Source organism: Bradyrhizobium sp. WSM4874, assembly GCF_055811835.1.
This window is the reverse complement of sequence record NZ_JBVVPR010000010.1, coordinates 77468-101927: the sequence shown is the minus strand read 5'-3', so window position 1 is coordinate 101927 and position 24460 is coordinate 77468. Positions and strand designations below refer to the sequence as shown.

General features: G+C 64.9%; 22 protein-coding genes. 16 read left to right on the top strand and 6 right to left on the bottom strand.

Features of this window, described 5'->3' with window-relative positions:
- The first annotated feature begins 275 nt into the window (after positions 1-275).
- The 3 genes from AC0L3P_RS13175 to AC0L3P_RS13165 all read left to right on the top strand — a co-directional run bounded on the left by AC0L3P_RS13175 (position 276) and on the right by AC0L3P_RS13165 (position 6785).
- On the top strand, positions 276-2666 hold the full coding sequence (locus AC0L3P_RS13175) for a bifunctional diguanylate cyclase/phosphodiesterase (RefSeq protein WP_473302172.1): 2391 nt from the start codon (positions 276-278) through the stop codon (positions 2664-2666).
- Positions 2667-2754: 88 nt separating this feature from the next.
- Entirely contained in the window at positions 2755-4047 is a 1293-nt protein-coding gene (locus tag AC0L3P_RS13170; protein ID WP_275173558.1) for an MFS transporter, read from the top strand.
- 152 nt (positions 4048-4199) lie between these two features.
- Positions 4200-6785 carry an EAL domain-containing protein gene (locus AC0L3P_RS13165; protein ID WP_473302171.1) on the top strand — a complete coding sequence of 862 codons (2586 nt, stop codon included), beginning with the start codon at positions 4200-4202 and terminating at the stop codon, positions 6783-6785.
- A gap of 28 nt (positions 6786-6813) precedes the next feature.
- Here the strand turns inward: AC0L3P_RS13165 and AC0L3P_RS13160 are convergent, their stop codons facing one another.
- A complete protein-coding gene (locus AC0L3P_RS13160; RefSeq protein WP_473302170.1) occupies positions 6814-7617 on the bottom strand; it encodes an isocitrate lyase/PEP mutase family protein in 804 nt (267 codons plus the stop codon).
- 57 nt (positions 7618-7674) lie between these two features.
- The gene (locus AC0L3P_RS13155; RefSeq protein WP_473302169.1) at positions 7675-8553 is read right to left on the bottom strand and encodes an alpha/beta fold hydrolase; all 879 of its coding nucleotides are present in this window, start codon (positions 8551-8553) and stop codon (positions 7675-7677) included.
- Positions 8554-8592: 39 nt separating this feature from the next.
- Between AC0L3P_RS13155 and AC0L3P_RS13150 the strand changes: the two genes are divergently transcribed.
- From AC0L3P_RS13150 to AC0L3P_RS13140, 3 genes are all read left to right on the top strand, one after another.
- Positions 8593-9165 (top strand): MarR family winged helix-turn-helix transcriptional regulator, encoded by a 573-nt coding sequence (locus tag AC0L3P_RS13150; protein ID WP_473302168.1) that lies wholly within the window; start codon positions 8593-8595, stop codon positions 9163-9165.
- 176 nt (positions 9166-9341) lie between these two features.
- A complete protein-coding gene (locus AC0L3P_RS13145) occupies positions 9342-10715 on the top strand; it encodes an HD-GYP domain-containing protein (RefSeq protein ID WP_473302167.1) in 1374 nt (457 codons plus the stop codon).
- A 131-nt stretch (positions 10716-10846) separates the two neighbouring features.
- Entirely contained in the window at positions 10847-11302 is a 456-nt protein-coding gene (locus AC0L3P_RS13140; protein WP_473302166.1) for a hypothetical protein, read from the top strand.
- A gap of 76 nt (positions 11303-11378) precedes the next feature.
- Here the strand turns inward: AC0L3P_RS13140 and AC0L3P_RS13135 are convergent, their stop codons facing one another.
- Positions 11379-11801 carry a hypothetical protein gene (locus AC0L3P_RS13135; RefSeq protein WP_018454312.1) on the bottom strand — a complete coding sequence of 141 codons (423 nt, stop codon included), beginning with the start codon at positions 11799-11801 and terminating at the stop codon, positions 11379-11381.
- 59 nt (positions 11802-11860) lie between these two features.
- Between AC0L3P_RS13135 and AC0L3P_RS13130 the strand changes: the two genes are divergently transcribed.
- Positions 11861-12274, top strand: a complete 414-nt coding sequence (locus tag AC0L3P_RS13130; RefSeq protein ID WP_473302165.1) for a hypothetical protein — start codon at positions 11861-11863, stop codon at positions 12272-12274.
- Here AC0L3P_RS13130 and AC0L3P_RS13125 read toward each other — a convergent pair.
- Both AC0L3P_RS13125 and AC0L3P_RS13120 read right to left on the bottom strand, forming a co-directional pair.
- Complete coding sequence (locus tag AC0L3P_RS13125) at positions 12238-12768, bottom strand: hypothetical protein (protein ID WP_473302164.1); 531 nt, start codon at positions 12766-12768, stop codon at positions 12238-12240. The genes AC0L3P_RS13130 and AC0L3P_RS13125 overlap by 37 nt on opposite strands.
- A gap of 185 nt (positions 12769-12953) precedes the next feature.
- On the bottom strand, positions 12954-13565 hold the full coding sequence (locus AC0L3P_RS13120; RefSeq protein WP_354060633.1) for a TetR/AcrR family transcriptional regulator: 612 nt from the start codon (positions 13563-13565) through the stop codon (positions 12954-12956).
- A gap of 129 nt (positions 13566-13694) precedes the next feature.
- Between AC0L3P_RS13120 and AC0L3P_RS13115 the strand changes: the two genes are divergently transcribed.
- From AC0L3P_RS13115 to AC0L3P_RS13095, 5 genes are all read left to right on the top strand, one after another.
- Positions 13695-14924 (top strand): cytochrome P450, encoded by a 1230-nt coding sequence (locus AC0L3P_RS13115; RefSeq protein ID WP_473302163.1) that lies wholly within the window; start codon positions 13695-13697, stop codon positions 14922-14924.
- A 139-nt stretch (positions 14925-15063) separates the two neighbouring features.
- A complete protein-coding gene (locus tag AC0L3P_RS13110; RefSeq protein ID WP_473302162.1) occupies positions 15064-18723 on the top strand; it encodes an AsmA family protein in 3660 nt (1219 codons plus the stop codon).
- Between the two features lie 154 nt (positions 18724-18877).
- A complete protein-coding gene (locus tag AC0L3P_RS13105; protein ID WP_354205438.1) occupies positions 18878-19993 on the top strand; it encodes a DUF2336 domain-containing protein in 1116 nt (371 codons plus the stop codon).
- Positions 19994-20012: 19 nt separating this feature from the next.
- Positions 20013-20255: a hypothetical protein gene (locus tag AC0L3P_RS13100; RefSeq protein ID WP_275173462.1), complete on the top strand. Its 243-nt coding sequence runs from the start codon at positions 20013-20015 to the stop codon at positions 20253-20255.
- 347 nt (positions 20256-20602) lie between these two features.
- Entirely contained in the window at positions 20603-21088 is a 486-nt protein-coding gene (locus AC0L3P_RS13095) for a YkgB family protein (RefSeq protein ID WP_354205441.1), read from the top strand.
- A 15-nt stretch (positions 21089-21103) separates the two neighbouring features.
- Here AC0L3P_RS13095 and AC0L3P_RS13090 read toward each other — a convergent pair whose 3' ends face one another.
- Positions 21104-21601 (bottom strand): GNAT family N-acetyltransferase, encoded by a 498-nt coding sequence (locus AC0L3P_RS13090; protein ID WP_354205443.1) that lies wholly within the window; start codon positions 21599-21601, stop codon positions 21104-21106.
- Positions 21602-21762: 161 nt separating this feature from the next.
- Here AC0L3P_RS13090 and soxC point away from each other — a divergent pair, with 161 nt between their 5' ends.
- From soxC to AC0L3P_RS13070, 4 genes are read left to right on the top strand one after another with little or no spacing between them, the layout of a single operon-like run.
- Positions 21763-23034, top strand: coding sequence for a sulfite dehydrogenase (gene soxC / locus AC0L3P_RS13085; protein WP_354257659.1), 1272 nt, complete (start codon positions 21763-21765; stop codon positions 23032-23034).
- Complete coding sequence (locus AC0L3P_RS13080; RefSeq protein WP_275173477.1) at positions 23021-23569, top strand: c-type cytochrome; 549 nt, start codon at positions 23021-23023, stop codon at positions 23567-23569. Before soxC ends, AC0L3P_RS13080 begins: the two co-directional genes overlap by 14 nt.
- A 10-nt stretch (positions 23570-23579) precedes the next feature.
- The gene (locus AC0L3P_RS13075; RefSeq protein WP_007600956.1) at positions 23580-24050 is read left to right on the top strand and encodes a DUF302 domain-containing protein; all 471 of its coding nucleotides are present in this window, start codon (positions 23580-23582) and stop codon (positions 24048-24050) included.
- A 45-nt stretch (positions 24051-24095) separates the two neighbouring features.
- A complete protein-coding gene (locus AC0L3P_RS13070) occupies positions 24096-24449 on the top strand; it encodes a hypothetical protein (protein ID WP_354205448.1) in 354 nt (117 codons plus the stop codon).
- The last annotated feature ends 11 nt before the right edge of the window (positions 24450-24460 follow it).

The following is a 24460-nucleotide window of genomic DNA, read 5'->3' as shown; positions in this document are numbered from 1 at the left end:
CTATCGCCGCAGGATGAATCGCCGATGTATCGACGGCTCCGTACTACTCCGGGGAAAACCGGCAACTTATTGCGACAAAGTCCGCATCATCCTGCACTTCATTAACTAAGCTGGATAATGCGGAAAAACCGGGTTCCGAAATTGTGCAGTTCTTAACCGCGGTCCTGTTCCGATAGTGGCTCCGGCGGCTCAACCAGAGGTTCGGTTGGCCGGGAGAGGGGACGGCGGTTTCTGGAATGGGCGGTCGGGATCAGAACGATCAGGATCGGGGGCGTATGACCGGATGGTGGCGTGCCGCGCTGCTGCTCAGGCTCTATCGCCCTGCGCTCGTCGCGGTCGGAATCGGTCTTCTGTTTTCGGTCGCGGGTGCGGCCGCCGTGGCGCGATGGGAGGGCCGCGTCAACAAGATCGAGTTCGAGAACGCGGCCGAGACCGAAGTGATCGTCATGCAGAACGGCATGAGCGAGTACATCTCCAGGCTCGTCGCGCTACGCACGCTGTTCGAATCGACCAACCAGGAGATCACCCGCAGCGAATTCGAGACCTTCAGCACCCGCTTGTTCGAGCGCCATCCCGGCATGCTGCGCATTTCCTGGGTGCCGCGCGTGAACCGCAAGGAGCGCGCCGAATACGAGGCCGCGGCGATCACGGACGGCGTCTCCGGCTATCGCATCAAGTCGCTCCAGGGCGATGCGTTTGCGACCGCGCCGCAGAGCGACGAATATTTTCCGGTGCTCTACTCGACCCAGCCGAAGACGTCTCCGGTCTACGGCATGGACTACGCGACCGTTCCGGAACGCCGCGCGGTCCTCGAGCGCGCGCGCGACACCGACCGGATCGCCGCCATTCGCACCCGCCTCTTCGAGCCGAAGGCGGGCGGCCGGTTGCCCGACGTGCTCGTCGCCATTCCCGTCTACGCCAAGGGAACGTCGCGCGACACGGTCGTGGACCGGCGCCGCAATCTCGCCGGCTTCGTCGTCGGCGTCTTCGACCTGCCGCTGCTGATCCAGTCCATTCGCGTGACCACCGGGGCAAGCCCCGCGGTCAGCGTCAACGTCTATCCGCCGGTCCCGGGGCAGATCGTCGGCCAGGAGGACATGCTGCCGGATTATTCGTCGGCCGCCACGGCGCCGCAGTCGATGCGAGACGTCGCGCGGACCCTGCACTGGTCGGGCAATCTCAAGATCGGCGACTCCGATTGGCAGGTGCGGGCGGTTCCGGCTGCCGGCGGTCCGCTGGAGACGACCTACGATCGCGCGGGCGCGGTGCTGATCGTCGGCATGCTGCTGACGCTGTCGCTTTCGACCTATCTCATGCTCGCAAGCCGCAATTCGCGGCGGCTCTCGCTGGCGAACCGGCGGGTGCTCGAACTCGCCCAGACCGACATCCTGACCGGATTGCCGAACCGCGCCTTCTTCCTCGCCCGGCTCGACGAGCTCAATGGCCGTTTGAAGGACGGCGGTCCGACCTTCTCGATCCTGATGCTCGACCTCGACCGCTTCAAGAACGTCAACGACTCGCTCGGTCACGGTGCCGGCGATGTGCTGCTGCGTCAGGTCGCACAGCGGCTGAAATCCGCGTTGCGCGCCAGCGACGTGCTGGCCCGGCTCGGCGGCGACGAATTCGCCGTCATCCAGGAAGCTTGCGAGGATCAGCGCGTCTGCTCGACCGAACTGGCGGGGCGGATCGCCAAGCTCGTGGCCGAGCCGTTCCTTCTTCCCGGACACCGCGTCGAGATTGGCACCAGCATCGGCATTGCGATCGCGCCCGATCACGGCAGCGATCAGGAGCAGCTGCTGAAGAAGGCCGACCTCGCGCTCTACCGCTCGAAATCGTCGGGCCGCAACTGCTTCACCATCTACGACAAGGCGATGTCGGCTGAGCTCGAGGCGCGCAGCACGCTGGAAGGCGATCTGCGCGACGCCATCGCGCGGTGCCAGCTCGAGGTGCACTACCAGCCGTTCGTCGACGCCCTCAGCGGCGCGCGGCGTGGCTTCGAGGCATTGGTGCGCTGGCGGCATCCGACGCGCGGCTTGATTCCGCCGGACCAGTTCATCCCGCTTGCGGAGGAGACCGGGCTGATCGTGCCGCTCGGCGAATTCGTGTTGCGGCGCGCCTGCGCGGACGCGGCCGGCTGGCCGTCCGACCTCGCAGTCGCCGTCAACCTGTCGCCGATCCAGTTCAAGGAGGCCGAGCTGTTCGAGATGATCAGCGCGGCGCTCGCCGATTCCGGCTTGCCGCCCCAGCGGCTGGAGATCGAGATCACGGAATCCGTGCTGCTGGAACGCGGCGTCGAGAACCACGCCTTCATGGAGCGGCTGAAGAGCATCGGCATCGCGCTTGCGCTCGACGATTTCGGCACCGGCTATTCGTCGCTCAGCTATCTGACCGCGTTCCCGTTCGACAAGATCAAGATCGACAAGTCGTTCATCCGCAACCTCACGCATCAACCGCGCAGCTCCGCCATCATCTCCTCGATCGTGACGCTGGCGCGCGGGCTGGACATGTCGGTCACCGCCGAAGGCGTCGAGACCCGCGAGGAGTACGAGCGGCTGAAGGCGCTCGGCGTCAATTTCGCGCAGGGCTATCTGTTCGGCCGGCCGCACCCGATCGAACGGATCCTGTTCGACGCGCCCGTCAAACCATCCCAACGCGACGCCGCCTGAGCGCGGCCGCTCAACGGGCATGCGCGAAAAGCGCTTGACCCGGGCAGTCCCGGATGGTCGGAAGGACCGTCCAGGGATGAAACACACAATGCGGCTTCCGTTCTTCTACGGTTGGGTCGTGGTCGCGGTGACCTTCGTCACCATGGCCATCGGCGTCAACGCGCGCACCGCCTTCTCGCTGTTCTTTCCTCCCATCATCTCCGAATTCGGCTGGGAGCGCGGCGTCACCGCGGGCGCCTTTTCCTTCGGGTTCGTGGTATCGGGCATGGTCAGCCCGCTGATCGGCCGGCTGATGGACCGCGCCGGCCCGCGCGCGGTGATGGAGCTCGGCGTGGTTCTGATGGGTGGCGGGCTCCTGCTCGCGCCGCTCACGAGCCAGCCATGGCATCTCTACGTCACCATCGGCGTCATGGTCGGCGCCGGCTCGGTGTGTCTCGGCTATTCCGGCCAGTCGCTGTTCCTGCCGAACTGGTTCATCCGCACGCGCGGCCTCGCCATCGGCATCGCCTTCGCCGGGGTCGGCATCGGCTCGGTGACGCTGCTGCCGTGGGTGCAGCACATGATCGAAGGGACCGGCTGGCGCACCGCCTGCACTGCGATGGGCTTGATGGTCCTGATCGTGCTGGCGCCGATCAATCTGTTCCTGCATAGGCGCCCCGAGGATATCGGCCTGCGCCCGGACGGCGATGCCGCGCCGGCCGCGGGCGCCGCAAAACCGGCCTCCAACATTGTCGATCCCGTCTGGGCCGGGACCGAATGGACACTCCGGAAAGCGGTAGCCACGGCGCGGTTCTGGTGGATCGCGCTCGGCTATTTCTGCGGCCTGTACATCTGGTACGCGGTGCAGGTGCACCAGACCAAATTTCTGCTCGATATCGGCTTCAGCCCGGGTGTCGCGGTGTGGGCGCTCGGCATCGTCAGCCTGCTCGGCATTCCCGGCCAGATTCTGCTCGGCCATATCTCCGACCGGATCGGACGGGAATGGGTGTGGGCGATCAGCTGCGCGGGTTTTGCGATCTCCTTCGCGGCGCTGATGGCACTGAAATTCCAGCCGTCATTGTGGCTGGTCTATCTCATGGTGTTCACGCAAGGCGCGCTCGGCTACGGCCTGACCTCGATCATGGGCGCAGTGGTGTTCGAGATTTTTCAGGGCAGGCACCAGGGCAGCATTTTCGGCACGATCATGCTGGCGGCATTGGCCGGCGGTGCGGCCGGTCCTTGGGTCACCGGCTTGCTTTACGATCGGGTCGGCGACTACACGCTCGCCTTTGGCGTTGCCATCCTCGTGAGCGGGTTGTCGGCGCTCTCGATCTGGCAAGCCGCGCCGCGCAAGGTGCGCGCCGTCGCGGGCAAGCTTCAGGCGGACGCCGGCGCCGAATAGGTTCCGTACGCACCCAATTACCTTCGCGTGTTTGGCGGAATGTTAAGCATGTCGCGTCTTGGCGCGGTGCGAGCGGACTGCAAAAACGTCTTGGACACCATCGCGGCGCTAGCCTCGGTTGCCATATCTTCCCGATGCCTCCGGGTCCAGCGATGTCTGCCTCCGATTGTCCCATGACAGAAACTCCGGAAATGCTGTTGGCCGCGCTCGAACGCGCCGACGAGGGCATCGTCATCGTCGACAGCGCGCATCGCATCACGCATTTCAATGCCGGTGCAGAGCGGATATGGAATCTCGCACGCGCTGAAGTGCTCGGCCGCGATTCCGAAATTCTCACCCTCAAATGCCTTCGGGCCGAACCGTGTGCGGACTTCCGTGACGAGATCAGCCTCGTGCGACACGACGGCAGCCGGATCCGGGCGGCCATCTCGCTTTCATCCATTGCAAGTGGCGGCGTGACCCATCACGTGGTGTTCGCGCGCGACGTCACCGCGGAGGCCGAGCGCCGCGTCAAAATCGGGCTTCTCCACGCTGTCTCCGACCAGACCAACCGCGCGGTGCTCATCACCGACACCGATCAGAACATCGTCTACGTCAATGCCGCCTTCACGACGCTGTTCGGCTACACCAGCGAGGAAGCCGAGGGCCGCCGTGCGAGGGGGCTGATCGCCGGCCGCCACACCGATCGCAAGGCTGTTGCGAAGCTCATCAAGCGCCTGATGGATGGCGGCCACCGCGGCGAGCTCGAGATGCTCGCCTATGACAAGGACGGCGAGGAGATCTGGGTCTGCGCCCGCATCGATGCCTTCCGCGACAGGAAGGGCCAGGTCAAGCACATCTTCGCGCTGCTCGAGGACATCACCGAGACCAAGCAGTTGCGCTCGCTGCAGCAGCTCATCATGGGCGCGCTTGCCGACGAGGTTCCGATCGGCGAGATCGCCGACCGGCTGTGCCGCCGCGTCGAGCAGATCGCGCCCGACGTCGTCTGTTCGCTGCTTCACGTCGATGCCGCGGGATTGATCCATCCGCTCGGCGGCCCAAGCCTGCCCGAGGACTATTCCCGCGCACTGCAGGGCATTGCCATCGGTCCCAATGTCGGCTCGTGCGGAACCGCGGCCTTCTACGGCGAGCCGGTGCTGGCGATCGATCTGGAGACCGACCCGCGCTGGCAGCCCTACAAGGCGATGCCGCTCGCGATTGGCCTGCGCGCATGCTGGTCGACGCCGGTCAAGGCCAAGGACGGACGGGTCATCGCCACCTTCGCCTTCTACTACCGGGAGCCGCGCGCGCCGAGCAATTGGCACCGCCGCATCGTCGAGGCGTGCGTCAATCTCGGCGCCTTCGCGATCGAGCGCAAGGAAGCGCGCGCCGAGATCGCGCGGCTCGCCTATCACGACATCCTCACTGGTCTGCCGAACCGCGCACAATTGCGGCGCCTGATCACCACCGCCATCGATGCCTGCCCGACCGGCAGCCACGTCGCGCTGGCCTTCCTCGACGTCGATCATTTCAAGGACGTCAACGACACGCTCGGCCATGCCGCTGGCGACGAGCTCCTGATCCTGCTCGCGCAGCGCCTGCGCGAGCAGATCGGACCCGAGGATATGCTGGGGCGGCTCGGCGGCGACGAGTTCGTGATCCTGCTGCCGCGGCGCAACGCTGAGGGTGCCGAGCGCGTGGCGGCCGGAATCACCGAAGCGCTGGCCGCGCCGCTGCGGCTCGGCTCCAGGCAGCTGCAGATGTCGGCGAGCATCGGCGTCAGCCTCTATCCCGATCATGCGACCGACATCGACACCTTGATGCAGCAGGCGGACGCGGCCATGTACATGGCCAAGCAGGCGGGACGTTCGACCCATCGCCTGTTCAGCGCCGAGATGAACGGGCTCACCGAGCAGCGGTTGGCCTTGATCGCGGCGCTGCGCCGCGCCGTCGCCGAGGGCACGCTGACCCTCAGCTATCAGCCGCAGATCCGCAGCTGCGACGGCGCAATCCATGGCGTCGAGGCGCTGGCGCGCTGGCACGATGCGGAGCTCGGCGACGTCTCGACGGCAAAATTCATTCCGCTTGCCGAAGAGTGCGGTTTGATCGAGCAGATCGGCCTGTGGTCGGTGCGCGAGGCCTGCCGGCAGATGGCGAGCTGGCGCCGCGCCGGGCTCGACATTCCATCTGTGTCGGTGAACCTGTCGCCGATCAATTTCCGCAACGTCACGCTGGCCGCGCGGCTCAAGGACATCCTCGCCGAATACGATCTGCCGGCGAATGCGCTGATGCTCGAGATCACCGAGGGCGCGTTCATGCAGGACAGCGTCGCCGCGCTCGAGACGATGAACGCGATCCGGGAGCTCGGCGTCGGGCTTTCCGTGGACGATTTCGGCACCGGCTATTCCAGCCTGAGCCGGCTCGCCCATCTGCCGATCCGCGAGCTCAAGATCGACCGCAGCTTCATGCGCGACATCGAGCGTGACGCTGGCGCGCTCGCAATTGCCACCGCCGTGGTGCGCGTCGGGCAGGGCCTCGGCATGACCGTCGTCGGCGAAGGCGTCGAGACCGAGGCGCAGCGCAAGGTGCTGGCCGAACTCGGCTGCGACGTCGTGCAGGGCTTCCTCTACGCACCCGCGCTCGCGCCCGTCGCCTTCGAGCGCTGGCTGATCGAGCACTGCGCCGAGCAGGCGCGGGCGATGCTGGCTCGTCTCGACATTGCACCGGCCGGCGCGACCGCGGTGAAGCGGTCCGCGTAGAAGCGACTTTGGCCGGTGATGTCCTGGCTCAGGCATCCGGTTGCAGGAACGTGCCGTATTGCTTGGTGGCGGCGACCGCAGCCGCGGCCTGGCCGATTATCCGCATCACTGCCATCATCGGCCACGGCCCAAGGCTCACCCGCCGAACGCCGACGCGAGCCAGATCCGGAATTGCGGGAACGCCTTGTGTCACCATGATGTTGACCGGCAGAGGCGTGAGCTGAACGAACTTTTCAATGAGGGCGAGGTCGGTGAGGCCGGGTACGAAAATTCCGTCGGCGCCGGCCTCCGCATAAACCTTCGCCCGCCTTGCCGCTTCATTCATGCAATCGTCCGGCGATCCGAATTTCAGCAGGAATGGATCCGTTCTCGCATTGATGAACAGTCGAACTCCCAAATCTTTCGCAGCGTCCCGCACCGCCTTGATCTTGGCGGCATGGAGTTCGGGGTTGACGAGTTGCCGCTTTCCCTCCGATAGCCCGTCCTCGATATTGATGCCGACGGCGCCGGCCTTCAAAATCTCGGTCGCCGATCCGGCGGCGGCCTCTGGCGTGTCGCCATATCCTGCCTCCAGATCGATTGAGACTGGCACAGACACGGCCGCGGTCATCCGCGACACCAGGCCGGTCACCATGTCGAGCGGAACATTTTCTCCGTCGGCGTATCCAAGTGCGGAGGCGACCGCTCCGCTGCTGGTCGCGATGGCCGGAGAGGTCTTCGCGATGGCTTTGGCGCTGGCGGCGTCCCAGGCGTTGAACAGGACGAGCGGATCGCCCTTCGTGTGAAGGGCATGAAAGGTCTCGGCATATTGCTGCTGTATCTTGGCGTCCATTGCGCGCACTCCAGATTGAAGAACTCAAAGCATGTTGTGGGCTACTGCCCTCTGCGTTCAGTCAGGCGCGTGCGTCTTGAACCAGTCCATGATCAGGCCGGTGACTTCGTCCTCACGCTCGAGGTGCGGGAAGTGCCCGACATCGGGCAGGACGATCCGCTTGTGCGGCCCCTTGAACAGCGGCTCCTCCTTGACCGAGTACCTCGCTGTCGGATCGTTGCTGCCATAGATCGTCAGCGTCGGCGTGTGCATGTTATTGATCGGAAGCCGGCCCGCGAGCCCCGCATCGGTCAGGCCTCCGTAATATTTAAGCGCCGCGGCCATGGTGCCGGGAGAGCTGAGCGTCTCCTTGATCGAACGGATATGCTCGGCATTGTTGAACGTCGGCGACCACAGCTTCCAGAGATAGTCGACGAAGGGAAGTCCCTCGGTGTTGACCGCCGATACCGCGCCGGGCAGCTGGAAAAAATAGACATGGAAGACCGCTCGAACGAGCTCCGGATCCCGTCTGATGCTCGAAATTGTAATCGGATGTGCGGTGTTCATGACCACGGCGGCCTTGAACGCCGATGGCGCCGTGGCCAGCGCCTGAAAGGTCGAGGTGCCGCCCCAATCCATGCCGACGACGCGTGCCTGTCCGTCGTCGCTCAGCGCGGCGATGAGGGCTTCTAGATCTTTGCCCAGTGCGATGGGATCGAAAACGCCGTCCGCCGGAATCTCTGTCGGCGCATAGCCGCGCAGGAACGGCGCGACCGCACGGTACCCCGCATCCGCGAAGACCTGCCAGGCATTGTCGGGAAAGCCATGCAGGAACATGACCAGGGGGCCGTCGCCCTGTTCGAGATAGGCGAAGCGCACGCCGTTGGCCTGCACGTATTTCAAGGCGGGTTCAACGCCGCTGGCATTCGCTTGTCGTGCCACGCTCCCGATATTCATCGTCATTCTCCTTGTCATCGTACCCCTGCGACCAGAAATATGTGCGGAGCGCACATATTCGTCAAGTTGTTTTTTGTGCGCTCCGCACATATTGTCCGGCTCATGGAAAATGGAATCGCAAATTTGCTGGGCGCGCTTTCGCTCGCCGTCATGGATCGGATCGAGCAGGGCGCGCGCGAGGTCATCGGCCGCGGCGGCGAGACGCCTGCCGCACTGGTCGTCATCGGCTATGGCCAGGGCATGACCAACGACAAGCTGCGGCGGATCCTTGGCCTGTCGCATTCAGGAACGGTCCGGCTGGTGGACCGTCTGGTGTCGGATCGGCTGGTCGAACGTCGGCCCGGACAGGACGGCCGCGAGGTTGCTCTGCACCTGACGGCGAAGGGCGCCGCAACCCGCAACGACTTGATGACGTCGCGCATTTCGGCCGTCGCGTCGCTTCTGGATGTGCTGTCGCCCGCTGAAACGAAACGACTTGAAGCGCTGCTCCATGAGTTGTTGGCTCGGCAGGATACGTCCGAGATGGATCGCTTCACGATCTGCCGCATGTGCGACGACAGCGTTTGTACGAATTGCCCCTTGCCCACAGACAAGGGCAAACGCGCTCGCTAGCGGGCGCTCTCGCGATGGCCACGGAACTTTGCCGTGCAGGCGAGGGCGATCTCGGAGACTTCTTGTCGACGGATCGCTCGCGAACAACCTCCTGTTAATCCTCTGGTGTTCAGTTGATCGACTGGTGATGTGATCCGCCCTGTTCACTGGCCGCACCATTCCCGGAGCCCCCGTCAATGGACCCCATTCCGCACGCCCCCAAGCCGCTCGATCAGATCACGCTTTCCGAATTGCTGGGTGCGCTGAGCCACGCGCTCGATCTCTCGGAGGGGCAGCCGGCCGGACATTGCGTGCGATGCAGCCGCATCGGCGTCATGATCGGCAGGGAGATCGGCCTCGGCGAGGACGAGATCGTCGAACTTTACTACGTACTGTTGCTGAAGGATCTCGGCTGGAGCAGCAACGCTGCGCGCATCTGCGAGCTGTATCTGACCGATGATCTCTCCTTCAAGCAGGATTTCAAGCTCATTGACGGCAGCCTGCCGCAGGCGCTGCGCTTCGTGCTGGGCCATACCGGGCTGAAGGCCGGTCTGGCCGAACGGTTTCGCGCCATCGTCAATATCTTCCAGAACGGCGGCGAGATCGCTCGCGAACTGATCGAGACGCGCTGCCATCGCGGCGCCGACATCGCCCGCAAAATGCGCTTCTCCGAACCGGTCGCGGAGGGCATTAAGAATCTCGATGAGCATTGGGATGGGGGCGGCAAGCCGCTCGGCATTCGCGGCGCGGCCATCCCGATTTACTCCCGCCTCGCCTTGTTGGCTCAGGTGGTCGATGTGTTCTACATCGCGAACGGTCCCGAAGCCGCCCTTCGTGAGGCCCGGAATCGAGCGGGCACCTGGTTCGATCCAGACCTGGTTGCCGCTTTTGAACGCATCGCGGCGCAGCCTGGATTCTGGGACATGCTTGGCACTGAAGACGGGCCCGAGACTGTTCCTCTGCTGCCGCAGCAGGCGAGCGCGCCGGTGGATGAGGACTATCTGGATGACATCGCGGCGGCCTTCGCCCAGGTGGTCGATTCCAAAAGTCCCTACACCAGCGGCCACAGCGAGCGCGTCACGCTTTTTACCGACATGATCGCGGAGCAGCTGGAGTTCACTGCCGAGCGCCGACGCTGGCTCAAGCGTGCCGCGCTTTTGCATGACATTGGCAAGCTCGGCGTCAGCAACGCAATCCTCGACAAGCCGGGTAAGCTTGACGATTTCGAATGGGAGATCATGCGCAAGCATTCCGCGCATTCGGAAGCGATCCTGTCGCGCATCGGCGCGTTTGGCGATCTCGCTCCGATCGCCGGGGCGCATCACGAGCGGCTGGACGGCAAAGGCTATCCCCGTGGGCTCGCGGGAGACCAGATCTGCCTGGACACCCGAATCATCACGACCGCGGATATCTTCGATGCGCTGACCGCGGAACGGCCGTATCGGGCCGCGATGCCAGTGACGAAAGCTCTTGCGATCATGTCGGAGATGGTCGGCACCCAAATAGACGCAGACTGCTTTGCGGCCCTTCGCCGGGCTCTTGGACGCGTGGACGAGACGCTCGCGGCTTGACGAGGGTCCGGCGTCATCCGGCTTGCAACGTCCGGTGAGCCGACCGGGAGCAACCGCGCGTTCACGTCGCGGAAAGGAACGTCCGGCGCTTCTCCACGTTGTCGGCCGTCGAGCGCAAACCGGTTCATACGATGAAAAAGATCGCCACCATCCTTGTGATGCTCTGTAGCTTGCCGGCCGCTGCCGGTGCGGAGAGCTGGAGTGGCTATCGCATTCCCGAAACCGGGACCAGCGTCGACATCCCTTCGTCCATCTTCACCGAGCAAGCCGGCCGGCCGGACGGCTACGGCATGCAGTACCGGACCAGCGACGGCCGTGCGGATCTGACGGTGAAGGCCGTTCCGAACGAAGGCAGCTCACCTGCGGCTTTCCTGGCGCGGAAGAATCCGCCCTCCGGCATTACCTACAAGCGTATCACGCCGCGCTTCTTCGTGGTCTCCAGCACCCGCGGCGGCAAGATCTGGTACGACCGCTGCAACTTTGGCCGCCGCTACGTGCATTGCGTGCTGATCAACTATCCGGCCGCCGAGAAGCGGCAGTGGGCTGCTGTCGTGACCCGCGTCAGCCGCACGCTGAGCGGCGGTTGATCCGTTCACAAAGAAAAACCTGCTCACAAAGAAAAAACTGCCCGCAGGTTGCGGGCAGCAGTGTCGTGAGGATGTTTCAGCGCACGTTTGTCGATGTCGTCGACATGGTCGGCTTGGAGCCTGGCACGTGCGACATGGTCTTGGTGGTGGACCCGACCTCCTCGCCCGCCTTCACTTTCGTGCGGGTGTGGGAGCGGCTGAACGTACCACCCTCATGCGCCTGCGCGCGCGCATTGGAATTGAGCACCGGACCGTTGCCCTTGTTCATGCTGGTGCCGGACTGCGCCTTGCCGTTGGCGGACGCGGCGCTGCCGCCGGCTGCAATCGAGGAGCCGGTCTGTCCGGAGCCCGACGTCGACGTGCCGCCGGTGCCGAGCGTGCTGGCCGAGGTGCCGCCGGCCGCAGCCGAGCCCCCGGTGCCGCCGGTCATGCTGGTTTGCGCCGACAACGGAGAGGCGGCGGCGAGCAGGAGTGCGACCGACGAGGTCGCGATTAACATTCTCATCTGTGAAATCCTTTTGTTATGGCGACGATGTCGAGATGGTGCAGCCGTTGACTGTGACGGTGCTCGCGCTGGTCGAACCGGGGCCGCCGGCCGTCGAGGACGAACTCGACACGTTGCCGCCGCCAGCCTGGACGTGCACCGACGATCCGCCGGCCGAGCTCGAGCTCGACAGCGAGCCGCTCGATGAGGTCGAGCCGGTTGTGCCCGAACCCGATGATCCCAGCGCGGTGATGCTGCCGTCAGGATGTTTTTCGACCGTGACCCGGCAGGTTTCGCCGGATGCGGTCTTGCCGGTTTTCTGCATGGTTTCCCCCACAGCGGCGCTGCTTATCAAAGTCAAAACTGCGATCGCAACGATTGATCTGTTCATGCCAGTCCTCCTCAGGAAGGACGAAGGAGCGGCATTGCTGCCGCTCCGCCGGCCGGGATGTCAGTCCTTGTCCTTCTTCATCTCGTCCTTGTGGTGACCTTTGCCCTTTTCCATGCCCATGTCGCTGGCATGTCCCGCGGAGGAGCCGGCCGCTCCCACAGTCGAGCCGCTCTTGCCGCCGCCCGCGGACGAGCCGCCGGTGCCGACTGTCGATGCCGAGTTGGAGCCGGAGCCCGCCGCAGAGCCGCCCGTGCCGACGCTGGACGAGCTCTTGCCGCCGCCCGCCGACGAGCCGCCGGTGCCGAGCGTCGAGGCGGAGCCTGAGCCGCTGCCCGCGGCAGAGCCGCCGGTGCCGACGGACGAACTGCTGGTGCCGCCGCCGGCCGACGAGCCGCCGGTGCCAAGCGTCGAGGCCGAGCCCGATCCGCTGCCCGAACCCGCCGATGAACCGCCCGTGCCGACGGTCGAGTTGCTGGTGCCACCGCCGGCTGACGAGCCGCCAGTGCCGACGGTCGAGCTCGACTGCGCCACGGCGAGCGCCGTACCGGCCAGCAGCGCAGCTGCGGCCGCAGACAATTTCAGAATCCTCATCGCTGTCTCCTCCAATGATCAAATTGCCAAAACAGGCTCGGGATAAAGTGGCAGGCCACCGAAACGTTCCTTGGATCGGTATGACGATGTGGAAAATGCGCGCGTATGATCGTGGTCAGGTTCCAGCTGCGAAGCGCAGCGAACTGATGACGAGCGGGAACAGCGAAGTTACGAAAGAGGGCGCGCTAGTCCGACGACAATCCCGTCCTGCGCCGCAAATCCGTGATCGCGCGCAGAAAGCTGTCGGCCGGCGTCGTCTCCGGATCGATCAGGCGGTGCAGACGAAAGCCGTCTTCCAGCGCCAGCACGACGGAGGCCATCCATGGCGGATTGAGCGTGTCGCCTTTCGCGTTGCTCTTTAGCGTGGCCTCGACGATGTCGGCGACCAGCTTGCGCCGCGCGCGCAGGCGTTTTGCAAGTTCGGGCCGGCGCTTCTCGGCGCGCGCGACAAACAGGATCATCTCCATGTGCAGCAGTGGCGAGCGGCCGAGCGGGTCTTGCCGGGTGCGATCCATCGCCTTCAGCGCGGCGATGAAGTCGTCGAGATTGTCGTGCTGCGCGAGGATGTCCATGTTGCGCCGTATCGACTGCGCGACATGGTCTTCGAGCATGGCGATGATCAGCTCGTCCTTGCTCTTGAAGTTGGAATAGAACGCGCCCCGGCTGAAGCCGGCCGCGGCTGCAATCGCCTCGATGCTGGCGCCGCCGATGCCGTCTTGCTCGAACACGCGCGCGGCCGCCTGGAACAGCTTGTCGCGCGTGTCGTCCCTGGTCGGCCTGGTTCTCACCCTTGACATCGGAGCAGTTTAGGGCAGAATGCAACTCGATACAACAATGTATCGAGTTGATAATTCAGGGGTGGTTACGCTGCGCAAGAGGGGCTGCCCGGCGTATGCGATTCATGCGGCAACCGATATGAGGTCACCATGAACGAGCACGTGCAAGGCACCGGCGGTCCGCTGTTCAACCCGCTGTCGCCCGACTTCATCCGCGATCCCTATCCGCATTATGAGCGGCTGCGCGGGATCTTTCCGATCCACGTGACGCCGTTCGGCCAGTTCGTCACGAGCCGCCATGCCGATGTCAGCCTCGTGATGCGCGACAAGCGCTTCGGCAAGGATTTCGTCGAGCGTTCCAAGCGCCGCTATAGCGAAAAGATCATGGAGGAGCCGGTCTTCCGCAGCATGAGCCACTGGATGCTGCAGGCCGATCCGCCCGACCACACCCGCCTGCGCGGCCTCGTCGTGAAGGCCTTCACCGCCCGCCGCGTCGAGGACATGCGGCCGCGCATCCAGGCGATCGTCGACCAGACCATCGATGCCGTGATCGACCGCGGCCACATGGACCTGATCGAGGATTTCGCCTTCCGCCTGCCTGTCACCATCATCTGCGACATGCTCGGCATCCCCGAGGACCATCGCGAAACTTTCTATAACAGCTCGCGCGACGGCGGACGGCTGCTCGACCCCGTGCCGCTCTCGCCGGAGGAGATCGCCAAGGGCAACGCCGGCAACATGATGGCGCAGATGTATTTCCAGCAGTTGTTCGAGCTGCGCCGCCGCAACCCCGGCGACGATCTCATCACCCAGTTGGTGCAGGCCGAGGAAGACGGCAACAAGCTCACCAACGAGGAACTGACCGCCAACATCATCCTGTTGTTCGGCGCCGGCCACGAGACCACGGTCAATCTGATCGGCAACGGCCTGCTTGCGCTGCATCGCAATCCGGACCAGCTCGCGCTTTTGAAGGCGCGGCCGGAGCTGATGGTGGGCGCGATCGAGGAGTTTCTGCGCTACGATTCCTCGGTGCAAATGACCGGGCGGGTCGCGCTGGAGGATATCGACGATGTCGGCGGCGCCAAGATCCCGAAGGGCGAGACCGTGCTCTGCCTGCTGGGCTCGGCCAACCGGGACCCGGCGGTCTATTCTGACCACCCCGACCGGCTCGACGTCACCCGCCAGAATGTGAGGCCGCTGTCGTTCGGCGGCGGCATCCATTTCTGCCTGGGGGCCCAATTGGCGCGACTCGAGGCCGAGATCGCCATCGCCACGCTGTTGCGTCGGCTGCCGGATCTGCGCATCGACGAAGTCGAAAACCCGGAATGGCGGCCGACCTTCGTGCTGCGCGGCCTGAAACGGCTGCCTGCGAGCTGGTGATAGCCGCCGGCGTTAACCTCCGCGCGCAACAGTCGCTGTGACTTCGCCACACTTCCCCCTATATAAGGGGCTGTTCCGGTACGTCTGAGGCCCTGCGGCTCAGGCAAGGCCCGCATCCGGTTTGGCCGAGGGGAGACCCGTGCAGACGACGCTGCTCGGATTGGCGATTGCCTTTATCTTAGCGCTGCTGGCCGCTCTGATCGGGCCTTACTTCGTCGACTGGAACCAGTTCAGGCCCCAGTTCGAAGCGGAGGCCGGCAGGATCATCGGCGTGCCGGTGCGGGTGGCGGGCGAGCTCGACGCGCGGCTGTTGCCGGCGCCGACGCTGCGGCTGCGCGGGGTCACCTTCGGCGGCAACAACGATCTCGGTCGTCTGCGCGCCGACAAGCTCGACGTCGAATTCAGCCTGAGCTCCCTGATGCGCGGCGAATGGCGCGCCACCGAGCTTTCGGTCAACGGCATGGCGGTCGATCTCGGCCTCGACGCGCGCGGGCGGGTCGATTTGCCCTCCACCGCGAGCGGCAGCTTCAATCTGGCTTCGCTGGCGATCGAGCGGCTGAACCTCACCGGCCGCATCGCCCTGCATGATGCCGCCAGCCGTTCGACACTCGAGCTCAACGACATCGCCTTCTCCGGCGACGTGCGCTCGCTGGCCGGCTCGGTCCGGGGCGACGGCAGTTTCACCGCCACTGGCGTCCGCTATCCGTTCCGCGTCTCCTCCGGCCCGAGCGCCGACGGCAACGCCACCCGCCTCCACCTCAACATCGATCCCGGCGAGCGTGCGATCCTGGCCGATCTCGAAGGCGTGCTTGCCTTCGACAACCGCCTGCCGAAATTCGAGGGCGCGCTGACGCTCGCGGTGCCGGCGCCGAAGAAGCCGGGCGAGGCGGGGCCGATGCCCTGGAAGCTCACCACAAAACTCAAGGCCGATCCGGCCGGCGCCAAGTTCGAGCAGATCGACGCCAGCTTCGGCACTGAAGACACCGCGCTGAAGCTCGGCGGCGTAGGCGATATCAGGTTCGGCGCTTCGCCGCTGCTGCGTGGGGTGCTGTCTGCGCGCCAGGTCGATGCCGACAAGCTCACGGCTAAAGACGCTAGCGAGCCGCAGCGCATCCTCCCGGCGCTCCGCGCAGGGCTCGCCGCAATCCCGCAGGCGCCGATCCCGGCGCAGATCGAGTTCAACTCCGACCAGATCATGCTCGGCGGCCGTCCGCTCCAGAACATCACGGCCGAGCTTGCGACCGACGGACGATCCTGGACCTTCCAGCGGCTCGAGCTGCGCGCGCCGGGCCAGACGCAGCTCTCGCTCAACGGTGCGACACCCGGCGCCGACAGTTTCAGCGGCCGCCTCAGCGTCGATTCCTCCGATCCCGATACGCTGGTGGCCTGGCTCCAGGGTCGCAACGAGGTCAACCGCCGCAGCACGCGGCCGCTGCGCCTTGCCGGCGACGTGACCATCGCCGCCAACCATTTCGCCATCGACAGGCTGAAAGCCGAGATCGAGGGCGGCGCGGTCGAAGGCCGCATCGCTTTCGTCCAGACCGGCGCGAGCAAGGGCTCGCGGATCGACGCGGAGCTCAAGGCCGACCGCCTCGACCTCGATGCCGCCGCAAGTTTTGTGCGCGCGCTTTCGGGGCCGCAAGGCGAATGGCCGGAGGAAGCGAAGCTTTCGCTCGATATCGGCCGCGCGATCTCGGCCGGGCAGGAGTTGCGTCCGTTCACCGCGAAACTCGGCTACGGGCCCGCATCGCTCTCGCTGGAGCAATTGCGGTTCGGCCAGGCCAGTGGCGTGACCACGGAAGCGAGCGGCAGTTTCGACCGCGCCAAGGCGACGGGCAAGCTCGCGCTGAAATCCTCCGCCAATTCGCTGCGCGATCTCACCGCACTTATGGAGCCGTTTGCGCCTTCGGTGCGCGCGCGCTTCGACGCCATCCCGACGCTGCCAGGTGCGACCCGCCTCAAGCTCGACCTCAGCCTCGACAAGAACGCCGAGCACGCCGATCGCAACGATGCGCGCGCGGTGATCGAGCTCGACGCGCCGCAGCTCAAGGCCACCGCGACGCTGGCCGCGCAGACACCGGTGGCCGCCGTCAACGGCATCGACATCGACCGCTTGCGCAACAGCGACTTCACGCTGGATTCGAAAGTCTCGACACCGCAGGCCAGTTCGCTGCTGGCGTTGCTTGGGCTCGATCGCGTGGTGGCCGCAGGCGAGGGCGCTTCGCAGTTCGAAGGCCGCTTGAGCGGTGCGTGGCGCCATCAGCTGCAATTGAATGCAAAGCTCAGCGGCGGCGGGCTGGACGCGGACGCACAAGGCAACGTCGAATTGTCGGAGCCGAAAGGCAGCGTGAATTTGCGGGTGCGCAATGCCAATCTGGCGCCGCTGTTCGGGACCAGCCCGGCCGATAAATCCGTGCAGAGCGTCAATCTATCCTCGCGCGTCGGCCTCTCCGGCAACCGCCTGACCTTCAACGATCTCGACAGCACCGTGGCCGGATCGCATTTACGGGGGCATCTGGCGGTGACGCTCGATCCGGAGAAGACCGTCGACGGCGAAGTCGGCCTCGATACGCTCGACCTCGTGCCGGCGCTCGCGGTGGCCATCGGCGCGGCCGGACACGATGCCAATGCGCCGTTGAGTGCCGGGCTTCTCGGCGGCTGGCGCGGCCGCGTCGCCTTCCAGGCGTTGCACGGCACGTTGCCCGGCGGCATCGAGCTGCGCCCCTTCGGCGGCACGATCCGGAGCGACGGTCAGTCGCTCGCTCTCGACGCAATGAAGGGCGGCGTCGGCGGCGGCGAGATGTCGGCGAGCCTCGATGCGCGCAATGGCGCCAATGGTCTGACGTTGAACGCGCGCATCGAGCTCGGCAAAGTCGACGCGGCGGCGCTACGCTATCGCGACCTCGCGCTGCCGAAGGGACGCGCCTCGGCGCAGATGGCGCTGACCAGTCAGGGCCGCAGCGTCGCGGCGCTCACCGGCGCGCTCGCCGGAAACGGCACGGTGACGCTCGAATCCGCTGAAATCTCCGGCCTCAATCCGCGCGCCTTCGAGATCGCCATCCGTGCCAGCGACGGCGGCCAGGTTGCCGACGACAACCGGCTGCGGCAGTTGGTCGAGCCCGCACTGTCGGCGGGTCCGATTGCAGTGGCCTCGGCGCAGATCCCGTTCACGATCCGCGACGGGCGCCTGCGCGTCGGCGCAACGTCGCTGGAGGCGAAGAACGCGCGTGCCATCGTCTCCGGCGGCTACGACATCCCCGCCGACCAGGCCGACATCCGCGCCAGCCTGACGCCGATCATGACCGGGCTCTCCGGCGCACCGCCGGAAATCCAGCTGTTCGCGGCCGGTCCCCCCGACAGGCTCAATCGCACCGTCGATCTCGGGCCGCTGTCGTCGTGGCTCGCGGTGCGCACGATCGACCGCGAGACGCGCCGCCTGGACGCCATCGAGCGCGGCGAGCCGCCGCCGGCCACCGCCGCACTGCCGACGCTGGTCTCGCCCGATCCGGCGCCGGAGCCGTCGCTGCTGGACGTGCCGATGCCCGGCCGCGATCCGCGCCGTGCGCCGCCGCCGAAACCCAAGGCCGATATCAGGGTTGCGCCGACGCCGAAGGCGCCGCAGGCTGCTCCCGCAGCGCCAAGCCCTCCACTCACAAGCCCTCCACTGACAAGCCCGCCGCTCGCAAGCACGCAGATCGCGCCGTTGCCCCCGCCGATCGACGTCAGGCCGGCCCCCGGCCCGCCGCCCGCAAAGCCCAAGCCAAAGCCGCCGCTGGTCCTGACGCCGTCGAATCCTTGACTGTTTCCCTGGCTTTTTAACGAATTTTGCTCGGCAAAACTGATCTGACGACTTTACCGGATTCTCGCGTTTGTTCCCTAGTCTCTGGTCCCAGAGGAACTCGGCGTCCTGCCGGCACAAGCAGGATGGCTAGCCAAGAACTGGGGTCATCGGGATGAACGGCGCGACAACACTTCTGCAGGATCTGGACGACGCGATCGCACGCGGCACCGACGAAAGCCGGACCAAGGCGCTGTGGCACGCGACCGACATTCTGATCACCGGCCGCTACAGCGACGACGAGATCAGCACGTTCGGCGAAGTCATCGGTCGGCTCGCCGACGAGATCGAGGTTGCTGCGCGCGTGCAACTCTCCGAGGTCATGGCAGCCTGCGATCACGCTCCGCTCAATGTCATTGCGCAACTCGCGACCGCCGACGAGATCGAGGTCGCCGGTCCCGTACTGCGCGACTCCAATCGTCTCGACGAGAAGCTGCTGGTCGAGAGCGCCATGACCAAGAGCCAGTTGCATCTGCTCGCGATCGCGCAGCGCAAGTCGATCGGGGAGGCCGTCACCGACGTGCTCGTCAAGCGCGGCGACCAGGAGGTCGTGACGTCGGTTGCCAGGAACGAGGGCGCGCGCTTCTCCGGTTCGGGTCTGCTCCACATGGTCCGCCGCGCCGAGGGTGACTCGATTCTTGCCGAGCAGCTTGGCTTGCGCAAGGACGTGCCGCGCCACATCTTCCAGCAGCTGATCTCGAAGGCGTCGGAGGACGTCCGCCGCCGGCTCGAGCACGAGCGCCCCGAAATGATGGCGCAGATCCAGAGCTCGGTAAGCGACGTCACCGGCGACCTGCAATCCAAGTTCGGGCCGTCCTCGCGCAGCTATTTCGTCGCCAAGCGCGTGGTGACGACGCAGTACCGGCAGGGCAACCTCAACCAGGACTCGATCTCGAACTATGCGCGCCAGCATCGCTTCGACGAGGTGCAGATCGGCCTGTCGCTGTTGTCGTCGCTGCCGGTCGACGTGATCGAGCGGGCGATGATGGACCGCAATCGCGAGATGATCCTGGTGCTGTGCAAGGCCCTCGATTTCTCCTGGGACACCACGATGTCGCTGCTGTTCCTCGGCGCCAAGGATCATCTGATCACGGCGCGCGAGCTCCACGACAACGAGCGCGATTTCGGCAAGCTCAAGATCGAGACCTCGCGCAGCGTCTTGAAATTCTACCAGTCGCGCAAGACCGCGGGTGCCGACGCGGGCCGTCAGCCCGAGCTCCAGGTACACTGAGCGAGAGGGAGTATCTGCAATGTTGCCTCAATTCGGCACCGCCGTTCGCAAGAAGAACCTCAACAAGGCCGCAGCCGGCGAGATCGGCGGCGGAGCAGCGGACCAGGCCTCGGTCGATGCCGCCTGGCTCGTGCTGGAAGCCGCCAACGATCTCGGTGATCATGCCGCGATCGAGGCTTGCCGTCGCGTCCTCGACGCCGAGCTGAACGGCACGGCGGCCGGCAGCGCGGATGTCGATCTCGTGTTGGGGTATTTCAGGTAAGACTCGTAGGCGTCCGCTCCAACCGGGCGATAGCGCCGCTTCCACACCGTCATTGCGAGCGCAGCGAAGCAATCCAGACTCTTTCCGCGGCGGCAGTCTGGATTGCTTCGCTGTGCTCGCAATGACGGAGAGCAGGGCACCGCCGTCGCTCCTTCGATGGCACATTACCTCGCCGACAGCAGCGCAGTCCCAGCCTGCGCGGCCACCACGCGGACACACGCATCGCACGCAGCTGTGATCTCCGGAACTTGCCGACGCGGGTAACGCCGGAAGCTCTCCTTCGTACAGCCTTCAGCGAGCGTAGTCTCGCAGAGCTGATGGATGTGAAACCGGGGAGACATGGTCGGATGAAAGAGTTCAACATCGCTGAGGTCGGGGGCGGTTCCTATCGCCCTCTCGCACTTCTCCGCTGGGTCATGGTGATCATATTCGTATCGTTCGGTATGCAGAAATTCACGCCGCAATCCGCGCAGGGCATCGCGCAGTTCATCAGCAACAGCCCGTTCATCTCCTGGCTGTCGGTGTTCGGCCTGAGGGGAGAGGCCTATGTCCTCGGTGTTGCTGAATTCGTGATCGCGGCGCTGCTCGCGGCCGGCAGCTTCAGCCCGGTTTCGTCCGCCCTCGGTTCATTGATGGGCATGGTGACCTTCGCGATCACCTGGTCGTTCTTCTTCACGACCCCGGGCGTCGTCAAATGGAGCCTTTCATCCGATCCGATGGCGTGGAATCTGACCGGCGAATTTCTGTTCAAGGACATCGTCCTGCTGTGCGTTTGCGCGGTGTTGTTTCTGGCCTCCCTGCCGCAATCGGTTGTCCGCCTGCGCACCGGGTGATCGCCAGGCCGTCTCTCACCGCCGAATCCGGTAGATCACGACGTCTTCGCCGTGACGGAACGTGGTTTGCTCGAGGAGATAGTTGGACTTCTCCAGGACGCGGCGCGATGCGCCATTGCCGACATAGACCAGGCCGATGAGGGACGGTAGCTCGTAGTGTAACAGTCCGATATCCGTCAGCGCCGTGGCGATCTCGCTTGCAAGTCCGCGGCCCCAGAATTCGCGCTTGAACGCATAGGCAATCTCGATCTCGTCGATTTCGTCCACCAGGATGTGCCGGATGCCCGCTCGCCCGGCGAATGCCCCGTCTTTCGTTCGCAGCACCCACAGCCCGAAGCCATGCTGGTCCCAATGCGCGATATTCGCATCGATATAGGTCTTGGTCCTCTCCGCCGAACGGACGCCGCCGAGATAGCGCGACACGTCCGCATCGAGATGCAATGCGACGAGGTGCGCGAGGTGATCCTCACGAAGCCTCTCGGCAGTCAGGTTCTCTGTGCTGAAATGATCCATGGACCCGGATAGCCGTTTTCGGAGCAGGGCAAGATGCGCGCCTTCGCCGCCCCTCATGATTTCTAACACATCCTAACGGGCAATTTCGGCGGCATCCGGTCAATGTCTCCATGGAAAAGCGGTGGAATTCCCAAACAAGCACGAAGCTCGACGGAGATTGCATGACGTCCAAAACGCAAATCGAATCACTGCAACGGCCCGCGAGCGTCTCGCGCCGCGGTTTCGTGGGAGGCCTGTCGGCGGGCGTTCTGGGGGCGGTTGCGACCGAAGCGGCGGCGGCGCAAACCCTGGCCGAAATCCCTGATCGCGGGCCCGGCGCCGATCTCGGTGCTCACAGCGAACGATCGCGCTTCGTCAAGATCGATCGCATTCCCGAGGCAACACCAGGCAAGCGCAACGTCGACCCCAGTGATGCCATCAACTCCAAGACGCCGCATCAGAAGCTGGTGGGCAACATCACGCCAACCGATCTGCATTACGAGCGCAGCCATTCCGGGGTGCCGGACATCGATCCGGCGCAGCACCGTCTGCTCATCCATGGCCTGGTTCAGAAGCCGCTGGTGTTCAGCGTCGACGATCTCAAGCGGATGCCGTCCGTCACGCGCGTGGTCTTTATCGAATGCACCGGAAACGGCTGGGAAAACTGGAAGAAGGCAGACCCTGACCTGACGGTGCAGAACACGCATGGCCTCGTCAGCACCAATGAGTGGACTGGCGTTCCGCTGAAGTTCCTCATTGGTCTCGCGGGCAAGGAGAAGAACTCGAATTGGATGCTCGCGGAGGGAGGCGACGGCGCGGGCGTCGACCGCAGCATTCCGTTGACCGACGAAATCGTGAACGAGGCCTTTGTCGCCTACGGTCAGAACGGCGAACCACTGCGCCCCGCGCACGGGTTTCCAATGCGACTGGTGATGCCGGGTTTCGAGGGCAACCTCAACATCAAATGGCTGCGCCGCCTCAAGTTTGGCACTGAGCCCTGGATGACCCGCTGGGAGACAGCGCGCTACACGCAGCTGCTCGCCAACGGCAAGGCCCGCCAGTTCCAGCTGAGGATGGAAACCAACTCCGTCATCACACAGCCCTCGGGCACGATGCAGATCCAGCCCGGCTACAACATTATCTCCGGTCTCGCCTGGAGCGGCCATGGCAAGATCGCCAGGGTCGAGATATCGACTGACGGCGCGAAAATCTGGAAACAGGCGCAGCTGAATCAGCCGGTGCTGTCGAAGGCCCAGGTTCGATTTCAGATGGATTGGGTCTGGGACGGTAAGCCGACAAGGATCGTGAGCCGCGCGACCGACGAGCAAGGCAATGTTCAGCCGGACCGGCAGTCCTTCATCGCTGCGATGGGGACCAATGCGCTGTTCCACTACAACGCCCAGCAGACCTGGAGCATCGACGAGGCCGGGAGGGTCCGCAATGTCCTCGCATAATAATCGGCTTGTTGCTGCGGCTCTCGCGCTCGGCCTGCTCGCGGCGCCCGCATCTGCATTCGATTTCGGCCGTCCCGCGACTCCGGAGGAGATCAAGCTATGGGACATCGACGTAACACCCGATGGCAAGGGGCTGCCTGTCGGCAGCGGCACGGTTGCGCAGGGTAAGCAGGTCTTCGCCGACAATTGCACGGCCTGTCATGGCGACAACGGCCAGGGCGGGATCAAGGATCGTCTGGCCGGTGGGCAGGGCACACTCGCCTCCAGCGCGCCGGTCAAGACCGTCGGCAGCTTCTGGCCCTATGCGACGACCTTGTACGACTACATCCACCGCGCGATGCCATATCCCACACCGGGTTCGCTCAGCACCGACGACACCTATGCCGTCACCGCCTACATCCTGAGTCTGAATGGCATCGTTCCCCCCGACGGCAAGGTTGATAAGGACAGCTTGCCGAAGATCAAGATGCCCAACCGCGACGGCTTCATTCCGGACCCGGAATTCGATCCGGCAAAACTATTCCGCAAGAAATGAGCGTGTGATCATGAGGGTTTCGGCGCTGCTCAAGATCCTCGTCCTGGTTGCTGCGACATGTTTATGGGAGACCCAAGCAATGGCCGTCGACGGACTGATCACGATCAGGAGCAGTTTCGGCCCTGAAGAGACGATGAAGCGGCTGGAAGCCGAGGTGACGGCCAAGGGCCTCACAATATTCGCCCATGTCGATCATGCCGCGGGCGCCGCTGCTGCCGGCCTGCCGTTGCGCCCGACCAATCTCATCATCTTCGGGAACGCAAGGGGTGGTACGCCATTGATGCAGCAGTCGCAGACCAGCGGCATCGATCTGCCGCTGAAGGCGCTGGTCTGGCAGGACGAACAAGGCGCGACCTGGCTGTCCTACAATGATCCGGCGTATATCGCCGGGCGTCATGGCATCGGCGAGCCGGCCAAGGCTGCAATTGTCGCTATGACGGCGGCCCTGCACGCGATCGCGACCAAGGTCACCGCCCCCTAGCGCAATGGGACGACCGCGCGACGCGTGCGCCATGAGGAGAGATCCATGAACAGCACAGACGGGCAACCGGAATCACCCGCTCCCGGGGACGGCAAGATCGCCAGATGGGCGGTCATAGCGGTGTTATGCGCCCTCCTCGTCGGTGCCGGCGCGCTCGGCTATCTCGGCTGGTTCAGCACGACAACGGAGGTGCCAGCGTCGGGCTATGTCGCACTGGTGCTCGGTGTCGTGTTTTCGCTGGTGGTCGGCATCGGCTTGATGGCGCTGGTGTTCTACAGCAGCCGCAAGGGTTATGACGAACCGGCGGTGCTGATCCGGGAGCCGGAGAGCGAGTCGGACCAAGAAGGCGTCAGCTCAGGCTCCACCACACCGAGCGAACGCACCGAGCGAGTACGCTGAGCCGGATGCTC